General features: G+C 40.8%; 11 protein-coding genes. 6 read left to right on the plus strand and 5 right to left on the minus strand.

The annotated features are described in order from the left end of the window. The first annotated feature begins 131 nt into the window (after window positions 1–131). The 6 genes from B2X72_RS25030 (at window position 132) to B2X72_RS25055 (ending at window position 5332) form a co-directional block, all read left to right on the plus strand. Entirely contained in the window at window positions 132–749 is a 618-nt protein-coding gene (locus B2X72_RS25030; RefSeq protein ID WP_145327116.1) for a thiamine phosphate synthase, read from the plus strand. Continuing rightward, complete coding sequence (locus tag B2X72_RS25035; protein WP_244294322.1) at window positions 695–1327, plus strand: thiamine phosphate synthase; 633 nt, start codon at window positions 695–697, stop codon at window positions 1325–1327. The genes B2X72_RS25030 and B2X72_RS25035 overlap by 55 nt, the downstream gene beginning before the upstream one ends. Beyond that, entirely contained in the window at window positions 1324–2094 is a 771-nt protein-coding gene (locus B2X72_RS25040) for a thiazole synthase (protein WP_088162004.1), read from the plus strand. Before B2X72_RS25035 ends, B2X72_RS25040 begins: the two co-directional genes overlap by 4 nt. A gap of 10 nt (window positions 2095–2104) precedes the next feature. Continuing rightward, window positions 2105–3229, plus strand: a complete 1125-nt coding sequence (thiH, locus tag B2X72_RS25045; protein ID WP_088162005.1) for a 2-iminoacetate synthase ThiH — start codon at window positions 2105–2107, stop codon at window positions 3227–3229. Between the two features lie 4 nt (window positions 3230–3233). Beyond that, window positions 3234–3944: a HesA/MoeB/ThiF family protein gene (locus tag B2X72_RS25050; RefSeq protein WP_286851984.1), complete on the plus strand. Its 711-nt coding sequence runs from the start codon at window positions 3234–3236 to the stop codon at window positions 3942–3944. 146 nt (window positions 3945–4090) lie between these two features. Next, the gene (locus tag B2X72_RS25055; RefSeq protein ID WP_286851985.1) at window positions 4091–5332 is read left to right on the plus strand and encodes a YaiO family outer membrane beta-barrel protein; all 1242 of its coding nucleotides are present in this window, start codon (window positions 4091–4093) and stop codon (window positions 5330–5332) included. Here B2X72_RS25055 and B2X72_RS25060 read toward each other — a convergent pair. The 5 genes from B2X72_RS25060 to B2X72_RS25080 form a co-directional block, all read right to left on the minus strand. Continuing rightward, window positions 5329–8751, minus strand: a complete 3423-nt coding sequence (locus B2X72_RS25060; RefSeq protein WP_088162008.1) for a sulfatase-like hydrolase/transferase — start codon at window positions 8749–8751, stop codon at window positions 5329–5331. The genes B2X72_RS25055 and B2X72_RS25060 overlap by 4 nt on opposite strands. Continuing rightward, window positions 8745–9812 (minus strand): hypothetical protein, encoded by a 1068-nt coding sequence (locus B2X72_RS25065; protein WP_145327113.1) that lies wholly within the window; start codon window positions 9810–9812, stop codon window positions 8745–8747. Before B2X72_RS25065 ends, B2X72_RS25060 begins: the two co-directional genes overlap by 7 nt. A gap of 4 nt (window positions 9813–9816) precedes the next feature. Beyond that, window positions 9817–10173, minus strand: coding sequence for a response regulator transcription factor (locus B2X72_RS25070; RefSeq protein ID WP_088162010.1), 357 nt, complete (start codon window positions 10171–10173; stop codon window positions 9817–9819). Between the two features lie 4 nt (window positions 10174–10177). Next, window positions 10178–14098, minus strand: a complete 3921-nt coding sequence (locus B2X72_RS25075; RefSeq protein ID WP_286851986.1) for a response regulator — start codon at window positions 14096–14098, stop codon at window positions 10178–10180. A 322-nt stretch (window positions 14099–14420) separates the two neighbouring features. Continuing rightward, window positions 14421–15575 carry a TIGR03364 family FAD-dependent oxidoreductase gene (locus B2X72_RS25080; RefSeq protein ID WP_088162012.1) on the minus strand — a complete coding sequence of 385 codons (1155 nt, stop codon included), beginning with the start codon at window positions 15573–15575 and terminating at the stop codon, window positions 14421–14423. Window positions 15576–15585: the final 10 nt, after the last annotated feature.

A 15585-nucleotide genomic window follows, 5' to 3' on the forward strand; every position in this document is an offset into this window, starting at 1 on the left:
GCACACTTCTGCTCCATGTGCGGCCCCAAATTTTGTTCGATGAAAATTACGCAGGAAATCAGAGATAGTGCCGCACAAGGAATGCTGGAAAAATCGCAGGAATTCATCGCACAAGGAAAAGAGATCTATTTATGATCATCGCTTTGACAGCAGCAGAAACGATCCCTTCTGAAAAAGGGATTATAAATGCTTTGTTCAAAGAAGGACTTGATATCCTGCATTTGCGCAAGTATCATTTTACGGACCTACAAATGTCCAGGTACGTTGAATCTATAGATTCAACGTACCTGGACAGATTGGTCCTACATTCCCACCCTCACCTATCGGCTGAGCTCGGAATCGCACGTATTCATATGAACGAAAAGAATAGAAAGGATAGATCTACAAATCAAATGCTGTCTACAGCAATCTGTTCGACATCTGTGCATGATATCGATCAATTCAATAACCTTGATGAATGTTGGGCCTATGCTTTTCTAAGTCCATTATTTCCAAGCATCTCAAAAGTGGGGTATGGAGTGTATAATGCAAGGTTGGATCAGCTCCCGTCACGCTCCAACTTTACTGTTGGTCTCATCGGTCTTGGAGGGATAAACCAAGGCAACTGTCTTATCCCGATGCAGCAAGGTGCAGATGGAATTGCCTTATATGGTACTTTATGGAAGCACCCTGATCCCGTTCAAAATTTTATAGCATGCAAACAAAAACTATGGAAAAACTCCAATATATATCGCAGGGACAAACATTAACTGAACAAAAAAATAACATACTGAAAGCGCTGGATGCGGGGGCCAAATGGATACAGATCAGATGGAAGGACGCCGATGAAAAGAGCCGCTACCTGCTTGCAGAACAGATCAAGCAAACCTGTTCCGAATTTGGTGCCAGCTGTATTATCAATGACCATCCTTTGCTTGCAGCGGCTGTAGATGCTGATGGAGTGCACTTGGGACTGGATGACTGCAGCGTCACAGCTGCCCGGAACATATTGGGGGCAGGAAAAATAATCGGCGGTACTGCCAATAGCTTTGCGGATGTAAAACAAAGAATAAGTGAACATTGTGACTATATTGGACTCGGACCATTCAACTATACCACAACAAAACAAAAACTAAGTCCCCTATTGGGGATTGCAGGATATGAAAACATCATCCGACAAGTCCACCTAGAAGACTTGCCCCCTATTCCAATATTCGCAATTGGCGGTATAAGCCAACTTGAAGATATCCAACAGCTATTAGAAATTGGAGTTTACGGTGTAGCACTCTCCGGAATCGTAACCAAGACTCCAAACATTGTTTCATCCATCAATAAAATTTTATTATGAACAACCTACATATAGCCGATCGCGTATTTGAATCCAGATTATTTCTGGGTACGGGCAAATTCGGTAATCTCACAGAAATGAGCGATGCCATTGTGGCTTCGGCCTCCCAATTGGTCACCGTTGCCCTCAAACGAATCGACCAGACCAGCTCAGACGACAGTCTCATCAGTGCACTCGACCTGGCGGCAATCGATTTGCTTCCCAATACTTCGGGAGCACGAACTGCTGAAGAAGCTGTGCTCGCAGCCCAACTTGCACGGGAGGCACTGGAAACCAACTGGGTAAAGCTGGAAATTCATCCCGACCCTCGTTATTTACTGCCCGATCCTATTGAAACCCTGCGTGCAACTGAATCGCTGGCCAAACTGGGTTTCGTTGTCATGCCCTATATTCACGCAGATCCAGTACTTTGTAAAAGATTGGAAAATGCAGGTACTGCAGTTGTTATGCCTTTAGGTGCTCCTATTGGTAGTAATAAAGGGCTTCGCACACTAGACTTTCTCGAAATTATTATTGAGGAGAGTAATGTCCCTGTGGTTGTAGATGCTGGGATCGGAGCTCCATCCGATGCCGCCAAAGCCATGGAAATCGGAGCCGATGCAGTCTTGGTCAATACGGCAATTGCGGTCTCCAATAATCCGATACGTATGGCCGAAGCATTCAAAGAGGCTGTTATTGCGGGACGAAAGGCTTATGAGGCCGGTTTAGGAAAGATCGGATCAAAAGCAATCGGTTCGAGTCCCTTAACTTCATTTTTATTTGATTGATGATTCTCTTATGACAGATTTCAAAACGATTCTCGATGAATACTCCTGGAATGACGTCCACACGCAGATTTATGACGCTACCAATCAGGATGTACAACATGCGTTAGAAAAAGACCATTTAACACTCGCTGACTTTAGGGCACTCATCTCACCGGCTGCAGCACCGTATCTAGAACAAATGGCACAAAAAACACAACAAATCACGCAACGTCGCTTCGGTAAAACCATACAGCTCTATGCCCCTCTTTACCTGAGTAATGAGTGCCAAAATATCTGTACATATTGCGGTTTTAGCATGGACAATAAAATTAAACGCAAAACACTTAACAACACAGAACTATTACTGGAGGCAATGGCACTCAAAACCATGGGAATCAACCACATTTTACTCGTTAGCGGAGAAGCCAACAAAACGGTCGAGATCAATTATTTCCTAAACGCTATTCGGCTTTTAAAACCTCATTTTTCACAGATATCCATTGAGGTACAGCCGCTGGAAGAATCCGAGTACCGACTACTACAGGCCGCAGGGGTTTATGCAATTTTGGTCTATCAGGAAACCTACCATCGGGAAGTTTACAAACAATATCATCCGAAAGGAAAGAAGTCCAATTTTGACTATCGTTTGGATACGCCTGACCGTATAGGCCGGGCCGGAATCCATAAAATCGGACTGGGGGTATTACTTGGGCTAGAGGACTGGCGGGTGGACAGCTTTTTCACCGCGGCACACATTTCCTACTTGCAAAAACAATATTGGCAGACACGCTATTCCATTTCCTTTCCGCGCTTACGACCAGCCGCGGGTTCTGTTGAGCCAAATTTTCATTTGGCAGATCGTGATCTGCTGCAGTTGATCTGCGCATATCGTCTGTGGAATGAAAATTTGGAAATCTCTATTTCTACCCGAGAGAACGAAACCTTCAGAGATCATATCATACCTATTGGCGTAACCACAATGAGTGCCGCTTCAAAAACCAATCCGGGAGGCTATGTTGTCGATCCCCAAGCTTTGGAACAATTTGAAGTAAGTGATGAAAGAGATATGGAAACAATAAAAAATCAAATCCGAAAAATGGGCTATTCTCCAGTGATGAAAGACTGGGAAAGCAATTACGCGGGTATTGTACGTTAAATACATGAAAAAAGATAACATTTTTGATCGCTATAGCAGACAGATTTTTATCGAAGAGATTGGCGTTGCCGGACAACGGAAGATTATGGATGCCAAGGTATTGGTCGTTGGTGCAGGCGGACTCGGGAGTCCTGTCGTTCAATATTTAGCCGCGGCCGGTATAGGCAAACTTGGCCTGATTGATTTTGACCAGGTTGAAATCCACAATCTAAATAGACAGATCATTCATTCCGAAGATAATATAAACCAAGCAAAAACAGAAAGTGCCGCAGCCTATATACGACAGCACAATAGCACAATTGATTTTGAACCCTTTCAGGTAAAAATAGATGCTGACAACGCGCTAGCAATGCTCGCTCCCTATCATATCATTGTCGATTGCTGTGATAACTTTACGACACGCTACCTGCTTAATCATACGTGCCTACAACTCGATAAACCTTTGGTATACGGTAGCATCTATGGTTTTGAAGGGCAGCTGGCTGTCTTTAACTATCAGGGTAGTAAAAACCTATTTGATATCTTTCCAACGCCCCCCGATCCGGAGCAGGTTCCAAATTGCGATAAAAATGGGGTGCTGGGCCCCTTGCCCGGTATTATCGGCAGCATGATGGCGATGCAGGTACTTAAAATAGTAACCGGATTACCCGTAGATAGCAACCAGTTAACGGTTGTTGACACATTCCATTGGCGTTTTTCAAAACTTTCATTCTAACGATCATTTCGGAATGCATTCCGAAATGATCGTTAGAATGCTTTAAAAGAGTTCAAAAATTTATTTTAAAACAAAAGCAGACAAACAAAATTTCCTAATTTTAGTTTATATATTAGCAAGCTTAAATGTCAAATTTACGATCTGGAATGAAAAAAGTAATTTATCCATTACTCTCCCTCTCTTTATTACCCTTATTTTCTGTCGCGCAAGAGACGAAACTCACCGCTGATGATCTATTTGTAAAAGCGCGAAAAGTAGCTTTTGATTCAAAAGATTATCCGCAAGCCATTCAATTATCTAAACAGGCCCTACTTCAAGCACCAGATTACACGGATATTAGCATTTTTCTCGGACGTCTTTATACCTGGTCGGATAAAATTGATTCGGCACGAACCATTTTTACAGAACTGGATAAAAAGAATACAAGTGATGAAGATTTCTTTTTAGCCTACGCCTCATTGGAATATTGGAATGATCAGACTGACAAAGCTATTGCAATTACAGACAAAGGGCTTAGCCTACATCCGCAGTCGCAGGATCTACTTCTGTTAAAAGGTAAAATTAGTTATGGCAACGATCATTATGAAGCTGCCGAAAAGGCAATTCATAGTTTATTGGCAATTAATCCTAAAAACACAGAAGCTCGAGCACTGGCAAAAAGTATTGAAGAATATACGGCTAAAAACGCAATCGGTCTGACCTACAACTTCGTCTATTTTGACAAACAGTTTGATCATAATTGGCACATTGTCGGCTTAAGTTATAAGCGGGCAACCCCCATAGGATCAGTTATTTTCAGGACCAACTATGCAAATAAATTTGCAGAAAATGGCGTACAATTCGAGATGGAGGCTTATCCTCGTCTTTCAAAGATATTTTACCTCTACGTGGGTGCTGGATACTCCAATAATGTGGGGATTTTTGCGAAATATAGAACTGGTGTGTCTCTCTATGCCAATCTTCCGAACAGCTTTGAGGGGGAAATCGGATATCGTCAGCTTTATTTTAGTGACAACATCTGGATGTACACGGCTTCAGTCGGAAAATATTACCAAAACTTTTGGTTCAATCTGAGGACTTACCTTACACCGGGCGAAAAGAATATTTCCCAATCCTATACCGGAACAGTCCGCTATTATACAAAAGGAGCAAATGATTACTTCGGATTTAGTGCCGGAACGGGTCTGAGCCCCGAGGAAAACCGAAATAATCTATTGGACAACGCTTCCTATAAATTAAAAACATTCAAAGTAGGTGCCGAGTATAATTTCTCCGTTAAGCAAAGTAACTTATTTTCAATTTCGGGCACCTATTATAACCAAGAATTCAGGCCGAAAGAGCGAGGAAATCAATTGGACATCATCCTTGGTTATATTCGAAAATTCTAGTTCTTCTCTGTTCGATTAAAGTAATTTGTATAAACACTATCCGGAAGAAGTCGCTTTTGCGTATAAAAAAGTTTGTTCTTGCGCTTAAATAATTCAAAGCGCTTGGACAATTCTTCTTTCGCATTATCAGCAGCGGCATCTTCATTGAGCACACCATCCAGTTTATACAGTTGTCCATCGGAAAGATGGTAACTGCCTTTCACAAAATCAATCAATTGATTTTTACTCTGCATCATGGCTATACCATCTCCCTGTGTCGAAGCCCCCTTATCGAGCCCTTCACCGATCCATGTAACTTGGCTAGGAGTTTTAAGCCCAAAATTTTCACGATAGTAGGCCAATATAGTAGGCGCGACATCAAAATGGCTAACAAAATTATGAAAAGTCTTTGGCCCTTTTAAAAGTGGTGAATAAATCAACAAGGGAACATGAAAACGATCGATTTTGCTTTGCAATGGTATCTCAGGCATCGCGTGGTCTCCAGTTATGACAAAAATAGTATTCGCAAAATCTAGTCTCTTTTTATATTCTTTAAAGAACTGCTCCATCGCATCATCCAAATTCAGTACCGAAACAAGTTGGGTACGGTTCTCCAAAGCCCACTTTTTTTGTTCCGGTGTAAGGTTCAATGTTGCTATACGTTGATCAAACAATTGCTCATAATGAGCCGCATTATTAATCAAAAACGGATTGTGGGTTGATAGCGTCAAAAGCACATGGAAATAAGGGTGTTCCTGTACTTTCTGTACTTCAAGAAGTTTGCTAAAGACAGCCTGATCTTCATATCCCCAGCTCTCCCCTCCCTTTTCGGGCAATTTTTTATAAGGAGGTCCGAATGCCGCTTGGTCCATGAGCATATCTATTTTATTATAATCCATGAACTTTTTCATGAAATCGAAATTAGAATGACCACCATAGAAAAATCCAGTATTGAATCCATTACTCTTCAGAATATTAAATAAATTGAAGTTGTCTGGCAAGGTGTCTTGTTCCAGGAATCCATGTGTCGCAAAAGGCAACGAACCTGTTATGGTCGGTAAAACGGAAAATGTCCGACCCGAGGAACTCATATTATTATCCCAATACAAAGACTGTTGCTTCAATGTACCTATAAAAGGTGTAAAGTTGCCAATATAGCCATTTTCAGCACTATAGGCATGTCCTAAACCTTCGATAACAAGAATGACCAAATTAGGTACTTTCGCCGTTTTTTGCATGTATGTCCCCAGGAAATCTTTCGTATCCTCTTTTTTCAAAAAAGGAAATTTAGTATCCAACACTTTTGCATCATCATCGTCTTTATTGAACATAGCGAACATCCCGGGGTGATCATCCACGTAATTGGATAAATTAGAATCAAAAAAATAACGCCATTTACTCCGACTTGCATTGGCTACGAATTCATCTTTTTCAGCGCTACCCCCCAAAAACGAAGCCGAGGAGATGAAAAACGATATAATCCCCAAAAATAACAGTGCAATACTAGCATAGGGCTTTTTGAATGTCTGTTTATTGGCAATCCAAAGGGGAACCCAAGAAATTACGATCAATAATAAAAGTAAAGCAATATTGGTAAAACTCAACATACCGCTAGCCTCCAAAATTTGCTTCATCTCTTCCGAACTGTAATAGAACATATCAGCTCCAAGCAAATTTCTGGATTCGCCAAAATACAGAAACAAGATGAATTGCATAACGACAATAAACGAGAACGATATAACCATAAGAAGTCTCGCCCAAAAACTGCTTATGAACTGAAGCAATAAATAGCCGATTCCCAAACAGGCCAAGGCTTGAAAGATGAACAAGACGTTATCCAAAAACAGGTATTTCCCGGCATGTGACTCCGAAAGCTGAACAAATCGACGACCGTACCACCACCATTCTACACCAACGGACAACATATACAAGGCAAAAACAACCAACATAACAGGTCCTAAGCTCTGTAACGAAAGATTTAATCGCTGACCGAGGTATTTCCAAACCGACTCATTCGCATCTTTTTGTTGAAAGCCTTGTCGTGTCATTTCTCCCCAGCCATGCTGCTTTCGAAAGTAATCAACAACCCCCTGTACCCCGGCTTTAACAACAATGGGGTGAAAGTATAAAGGTTCTAGTATCGCCGTAGTTATTAGGGTGGAAAGATCTCGTTTCTTAGAATAAACCTGATGACTAACAAGATCAACCAAGATCGCATAGATCGAATACAAAATTCCGGAAGCAATCACCAATGCAAATAGCGCAAAGAAAAATGGCCAGTTGATGATTCCCAGAATAAAAAAGATTATAAAAACAATATAGCCCGTAAATTCGACAATAGGCCCCAGGAACTCAAAGAAAAACCAATAAGGCATACTGACCATACCAAAACGGCCATATTTCGGATTGAACATGAGTTTTCGATGTTTCCATAAGGTTTCCATAGTACCCCGCATCCAACGATTACGCTGTTTACGTAATACTTCTTTTGACTCGGGTACTTCGGTCCAGCACAATGGATCAGGAATGTTAACCACCTCGTAGGCTTGCTTTTGCTCCTCCATATAGCGGCGCATACGAACAACAAGCTCCATGTCTTCTCCCACCGTATTTCGGTCATACCCCCCACAAGCCAATACGATCTCCCGGTCAAAAGCGCCAAATGCCCCGGAAATAAGAATTAAACCCGAAGCCCTTGACCAAGCCATTCGACCTAAAATAAAAGCACGGATGTACTCTAAAGCCTGCGTACGCCCCAACCATGATTTTGGAAGATTAACGTCCACGACAGAACCATTCACGACATTACAGTTATTGGCCAAACGTATAACTCCGCCACAGGCTATAACGCGTTTGTCGGTCTGTTCCAAAAATGGCTTTGCTAATTTTAAAATAGCATCCTGTTCCAAAATACAGTCTACATCAATACAGACGATATAATCTCCAGAAGAAATATTAACACCGACGTTGAGCGCATCAGCCTTACCGCCATTTTCCTTGTCAACAACAATCAGCTTCTTAAACGCCGGATTTTTGCTCTTATAGATCCCTCTTATATCCTTGGTCTCAATATTTCCCTGAACAAAAAAAGACGTGGGTTCAAGTTCATAAGAGGCGATCAATTTCAAAATTGAGTCGTCTTTACTACCATCATTGACGATGATAATTTCCAGATTATGATAATATAGCGACAATAAAGAACGTACATTTTCAACGATGGTCATCCCCTCATTGTAAGCTGGAGCAATCAGACTGAATGTAGGCGCGTTGGGGTTGGTAGCAATAATACTATAGTCCGTAAACGTATTATTATGTTTGTAACGAAACACCGCTCCATAAGCGTATAGCCCTATCCAAGTATAGATAATGAATACTGCTGCCGAATAAAGCAAAAATAACCAAACTATAATTTCGTATACGATATGGGAAAACTCTAACATTTTTTCTCTTGCAATGCGTGTTTAATAATTTGTGTAAGTTCGTCGTATGTATCTTCACGTTGTGAAATTTCACGCAGATACTGTTCTTCTCCTAGCACAACGAGTACTTCTGCGGCAGAAATTTTAATTGACACTTGACTATGATTCCAAAGTTGATCCTTCAGAAAATGCTCACTTTCTCTACTTTTGGCAATTTTCATCGCTTTAAGGATTTCTATCTGAACTTCGATTGGTTGCAGATCAAAATTTTGTATAAATTGCTGAATCGTCCCACTATTCTCAATGGCCTGCAATGTCCGTATGGCTTGTATACGAACCTTCGTAGATAGATGATCCAATAGGTTAAAAACTTCCGTATAAAAAGTCATCAATCTAAATTTTCGGATCAAGCGCAACGTAAATATGACAACAGAATCATTTGAACTCTTAAGCCAGGTATCAACGTGTAACTCTGAAAGTTCCGGTATTTCATGAATAGAAAACAATAAACGTAATTGTTGCCAGTCTGATAAGGGACGATCGAAATGATCCAAAAAACCAAGCCCCTCATACCCTTTGAAAGTTACAATTGCATATTGTGCTTCTTGATATACTGCGGTACGGGAATCATTAAGCTTGGCTGTTATCTCTGGGATTGCTGATTCGACATTCATTGCAGCAAGCTCCTGAACCCCACCGGCAACCAAATAAGCTTTTCTATGCCGAAGCTTCCGCCAAGCCTCATCCTCCAATTTAAAATCATGAAACAACCTATTGATCGATTGTTTAGCTCCACCAGAAAATTTTCTATCAGAGTCAACTAATACATCTAAAAAAAGAGCTCGAAAAGACGGTTCTTTCAAATACTCCGCAAACTCCAAATCTCGATCGCTATTCTCATCGCCACCGACAATAGTCTCCATAATTTTGTACTCGATGATCTGTCGCCACGATTGCCTATTATGAAGGATTCTATAGCTATAAAAGCTGTATCCCAGTACCGTGATAATCAACAATAGTACTAAAATCAATACGATAACAATCGCCAGAATAAGCTCATGTAGCTCGATATGGTGATGCATAATTTTATTTATTTATTAGGCGTTTTATTCTAAGAATCAGTTCGTTTGGACTAAATGGCTTAACCATAAAATCAGATGCGCCTAAATCAAATGCATCAACCACGACCTCCTCTTGCCCCATACTTGATAATACGATGACAGGGATTTTCTTTCCAATACGCTTTATTGCCGAAAGAATTTCAATACCAGAAGCAAAAGGCATCATAATATCCGTTACAACTAAATCCAAATCTAGCTCATTAATCTTCTCGATGGCTTCACGGCCATTTCTGGTCAGCACCACTTCGTGTCCTTCTTTCACTAATTTGTGTTCAACAGTACGCAGTATCAATTCGTCGTCTTCCGCTATTAAAATCAACATATCATTATTTATTTAAGATTTTTGTAATTAATTCCAATCCTATATCCATTTCTTGTTCGATTGCCACAAAAGCGGTCGCGAGCTCAGTTTCAATCGTTGGGCTGGTCTCCAAGTCTTTGGTCATTTGGGCCAACTTGATCAGTCCGGCTGTCGATGAAGTTCCCCGTAACTTATGAAGGAGTTCTTTGATGCGTACAATATCGTTTGTATCAATTGCCTCCTTTAACTGATTTCTGGACCCCGTGATTTCCCGAACGACCAAATCCAGAAAAAAGGTTAAAAATGCAGGATCATCACCCGCCTGTTCTTCGAGGCGCTGCATATCCAAATGCTCATCCAAATCCTCCAGATCTGAAGCTTCGGCAGCACTAGGTTTCACCGATAACATCGCTTTTTCCAAGGCTTTGAATAAATCCTGTTGCCGAATAGGTTTAGCTAGAAAGTCAGACATCCCCGCTTCGAGACAGCGTTCTTTTTCGCCTGAAATATTACCGGCGGTAACACCGATAATAGGTGTTTCAGCATAACCTGCCATTTGCCGGATCTGTTTGGTTGCTTCGATCCCATCGACCTCGGGCATCTGAACATCCATCAAAATAAAATCAAATTGTTTTTCTTTGCAAGCATGAATGGCTTGTGCTCCGTCAGAAACTTCGGTTAAGAGTGCCCCTGGCATTATACTTGCCATCATGCGTAAATTAAGGGCCATATTAACGGCATTGTCGTCTGCCAACAGCACCTGAACGTCTTGACCGTACGGATCCGATGATAACGATAAGTTTGCATTCGCCTTTAATTGTACTGCATCCTCCCTATTCTGTTGTATCGCCCTTCTTAAAGTCGAATACAGTTCCTCGGATTTAATCGGCTTAAGTAGACAGAATGACCGCTCTTCTTGTCTAAATGCTGAAATCACCTCATGCTCTTCTGACGAAGTGTGCAACACAATCAAGGGGATACCTTCTTCCTGTTTTCTAAAGAGTTCTTTGATTTTTTCTATTGTTTCGAGGCCCGATAAGATCGGCATATGGTAGTCCATTAAAATAACATCGAAACGTTCCCCTTTCATCAACAACTGTAAGGCTTCCATGCCGTTTTCTGCGAGGACAGATTCGACGTTTTTATAGGCCAACATATGTTGCAGGATGATCCGATTATTAGCGTTGTCATCGACAACGAGGACACGATTTAAAGGTAAAGCTGTATCTTCATCCTCCATTTCTTCACATCGGACCTCGATATCAAAATAGAACGTCGACCCGACACCCTGTTCGCTTTCCAGATTCAATTTACTTCCCATGTATTTCAAGAGGTTGTTGGAGATGGTCAAACCGAGTCCCGTGCCCCCATATCGTTTACTTACCGAGCTATCTTCTTGCGTAAAGGCATCAAAGATGCGTTGTTGCTTCTCTGGCGGAATTCCTATCCCCGTATCTCTAACCGCAAAACGTAAGGTTAATTTATTCTCATCATTGCGAAGTTTACTGATCTTAAATTCGATTTCGCCTTTTTCCGTAAACTTAACTGCATTACCTAATAAATTCACCAGCACTTGCTTAATACGTGCCTCATCAATCCAAACAAAAGCCGGCAGTCCCTGCTCAATGTTCAAAAGCAGTTCGACTTCTTTTCGTTGTGCTTGATAGAGAACAACATTAATAACCTGATTGGCTACATCATATACGTTATACTTATCAACAAATAGTTCGAGTTTACCCGATTCAATTTTTGAAAAGTCTAAAATGTCATTAATAATATTGAGTAAGCTATTTCCTGATTCATTGATATAGCCGAGGTATTGGACCTGTGTATCATTTAATGGTGTTTTTAACAACAAATCGGAGAATCCGATCACACCGTTTAAAGGCGTTCGAATTTCGTGACTCATATTGGCGAGGAATTCGGACTTTGCTCTACTCGCCAGATCGGCCAGTTCCTTCGCTAACTTTAATTCATCATTTATTTTTACCGAATCCGTGATATTTTGTGTAAAAATAATGATCCCACCTATACTTCCATCAGCAAGATGCCAAGGTCTTACCTCCCAATTGAAATGTTGCGCTTCGGCAAGTCCGCCAGCCTGTATGACCTCATCCGTATTCTTATAAGGTATTCCCTCCAGCGCATCAAGGTAGATTTTTTTTCTATTTTCTGGGATATTTGGAAACAGATTGAAAAAGTTACTACTTGGCGGCAAGCTTACCCCTTCGTGAAAATCTTCTAACCATTGATTACTGACCGAAATATAGTTAAAGTCTCGGTCAAACATAGCAACCGAAGCAGGAACATAATCCACAAACGCACGTAACATCGATTCTTTGCGTTTCAGCTCCAAGAATAGCGATTTACTTTGATCGATATCCTGAATAATTCCAAAAACACGCTTACACACATCGTTTTCAAATTCGGGAATACCTTTTACCCGTACCCAAATTGATTCGCCATTTTGCTTTAATAGGCGCAATTCGGTATCGTAAGGTGTTCTTGATGTAATGGCGTCTTCAAAAATTTCACGCAAAATAACCTGGCTTTCCGGCTCATAAAATCCGATTGCATGTTCAAAATCAGGTGTAAAATCAGAAGCCACACCATGAATTAGCTTCGTGGACTCGGACCAATAGACCTTGTTTTCAACTAAGTTGACCTCCCATCCGCCAACCTGAGCGACAGCATTGGTCTGCTCCAGGATCTGTTTGGTATGCAAAAGATCATTTTCAAGTCGCAATCGATCCGTCATATTCAAGGCTGTACTGACAACATAAGATCGTCCATTCTCATCCGTCTCCAACATATTGTGGTATAGCCAAGAAATATCTTCACCATCTTTTGTTTGGAGAACCATCATTCCAGAATCCTCTTTATTGCTGGCAATGCGCTTGAGATATTCTTCAACCAGACCCACATGATGAGACGGAACCAATTTCTTGAGGTTAAGTCCTTTTACCTCTTCTTTGGCATACCGCAACACCTCTCTTCCTTTTTCATTGACGGATAGAATATTACCGTCCAAATCATGCATACTCATGAGGCCAATCGCATTTTCAAAAAAGCTACGAAATCTACGTTCGGAATTCTCCAACTTGAGTTTTTCTTCGCGCTCTTTTGTTACGTTTCTGCCAAAGGCCAGAATATCATGATTTATCGGATCATATTTGAAATGCCATTCAATTTCGACAACTTGACCATTTTCTATTTTAGTCCTACTCGTAGATTGAACGCCGTACTTTGTTTCCTCAACTCGACCTAAGTCCGACACTAACTCCCTTTCAGTGTCCCCCAATAATGTAAAAATAGATTTGCCTAAACTATTCGATCTGGACAATCCCAAGACTTTACTAAATGCAGGGTTAACTTCTTTTACCTTGCGCGCCTCATCCAATACACAAATAATATTGTTCGTCAGGTGAAAAATTTCGGAGAAATAACCAGCCTGTACTTTTCGTTTTTTCCCCAATAATATTTTGGTCACCGCCTTGCCAAGCTCCTCCAACGAGTCTTTTTGTTTATCCGAAAGCTTTTTCGGATGGAAATCAATGACACAGATTGTCCCAAGAGCATCACCATCATCATCCAAAAGAGGAACTCCGGCATAAAAACGGATATTTCCTTCGCGAATCAATGGATTGGAAGACGAGCGTGAATCTTCAAAAGTATCTTCAATAACAAGGACCTCCTTACTCATTATGGTGTATTGACAGACCGTATTCTTCCTTTCAACGGTATCCAGCTCCATCCCAACGCAACTTTGAATACGTTGTGTTTCTTCTTCCATCATGGCAATTAAAGCTGCAGGACAATCTGTAATCAGACAGGCTGCCTGCGCAAAAACATCCAGCTCAGGGTCTTTCCCGAGTCCCATTAACTCATAGGACTTTAATTTTTCTATCCTTCTTAACTCATTTTCAGGAAAAACATTATTTGCCATTCACTTCTAATATTTAGATCTGGTTTATTGTGACCGTGAAGTTAATAAAAACATTATTTAACGCCTAAACAATAAGGAAATATTGATCAGATAATGTTTTATAAAGAACAAACAACTGGTCAATTAGTTGATGCAATAAAAAGATTTACCAGACATCCTCTTCATAATTTAGTTATTTACTAATTGAATTTTATAAAGCTTGACCTTATTAAGAAAGACAAACTGTACGTTTTAGGAAGTCTGTACAAACTGATCAAATAAATAGCTTAAAAACGAAAGAGCCCCGCTAGATGTGATAGCGGGGCTCTTCAATATGTCTAAATTAAAAAAGTTTTTCAATACTCTGTTCGGCATAGCCAGCACTTGCTGTCATTCCTTTCCCTCCAATACCGGTTCTAACATGTATTCTTGGGCTAACGTCGATTTCAAGAATATGATCTTTGTGCTGCGAATAATAACCTGCCCAAGAAGATGAAATCCAGGTACGGTCCATTGGCATGATACGGTTGGCTTCCGCAATCATCAATTCATTGATATAGGAGCTTACTGAGAAGCCCAGTTCATCCAGTCTGTTTCCCGTTGCATATTCATGCGAATCACCGATAATAATACTACCATCCGTGGCCTGTTTAAATAGGATATGAATTCCATAATTGCGCAGCTCCTGGTAGTAATCAGGCATTGGAATTGTTTGAAACGAAGGGCAATATTCTTCAAAACTCTCGTATCGACGAATGGTCAACCCAGTTAAGATATTCCCAGGAAGATAAATATGAGCCAAAGGCTTTGTACGCATCATTTGCAGCTTGCTAATTTCAAGCCCGCTATTATCAAACAAGGAACGATATAAAATTTTAAACTCGTATCCATTACAGATAAGCAATTTCTTCCCTTCAAAGTTTTCTAGCGTACTGCTCGTGACAACAACAGCATTATTTTTATCCTCGCAGGCCACAATTGTCGTATCGTATTTCAACGTATAGTCCACAAACTTATTTTGCATATAAATATGCAGCTGTCTAATCATTGACTCGGGCTCTACACTGAGTTCCTGCGGAAAAAAGATAGCCTCTTTAACATAATCAGCATTCATTACGGGATATTGCAATAGAACTTGCTCCTTTGACCAAAGTTCATGATCATATCCTTTTCCCTGATAGTGCTTAGATAGCTCGTGAAGCACCTGAACTTCATCACTATCCGAAGCAATATAGATGCTGCCGTTATTTCTAACGGATATATCCATCTCTTTCTGAATAGACTGATATATTTCAAGTCCTCGCACACCATAATCAAACCATTCGCCTGCCATCCCCGATGGCACTACCTGTCCGAAATTACGAACAGTAGATCCCACGGGGAAATTATCTTTTTCGAGTTGGAGCACGCGTAATCCCATTTGTAACGCATGATAGGCATGAAAGGTCCCTAAAATCCCACCCCCAACAATAATTAAATCATATGTATTTGTTTTCATCTTTATAAAT

This window comes from Sphingobacterium sp. UBA7253 (genome assembly GCF_002472745.1).
Classification (GTDB): domain Bacteria; phylum Bacteroidota; class Bacteroidia; order Sphingobacteriales; family Sphingobacteriaceae; genus Sphingobacterium; species Sphingobacterium siyangense.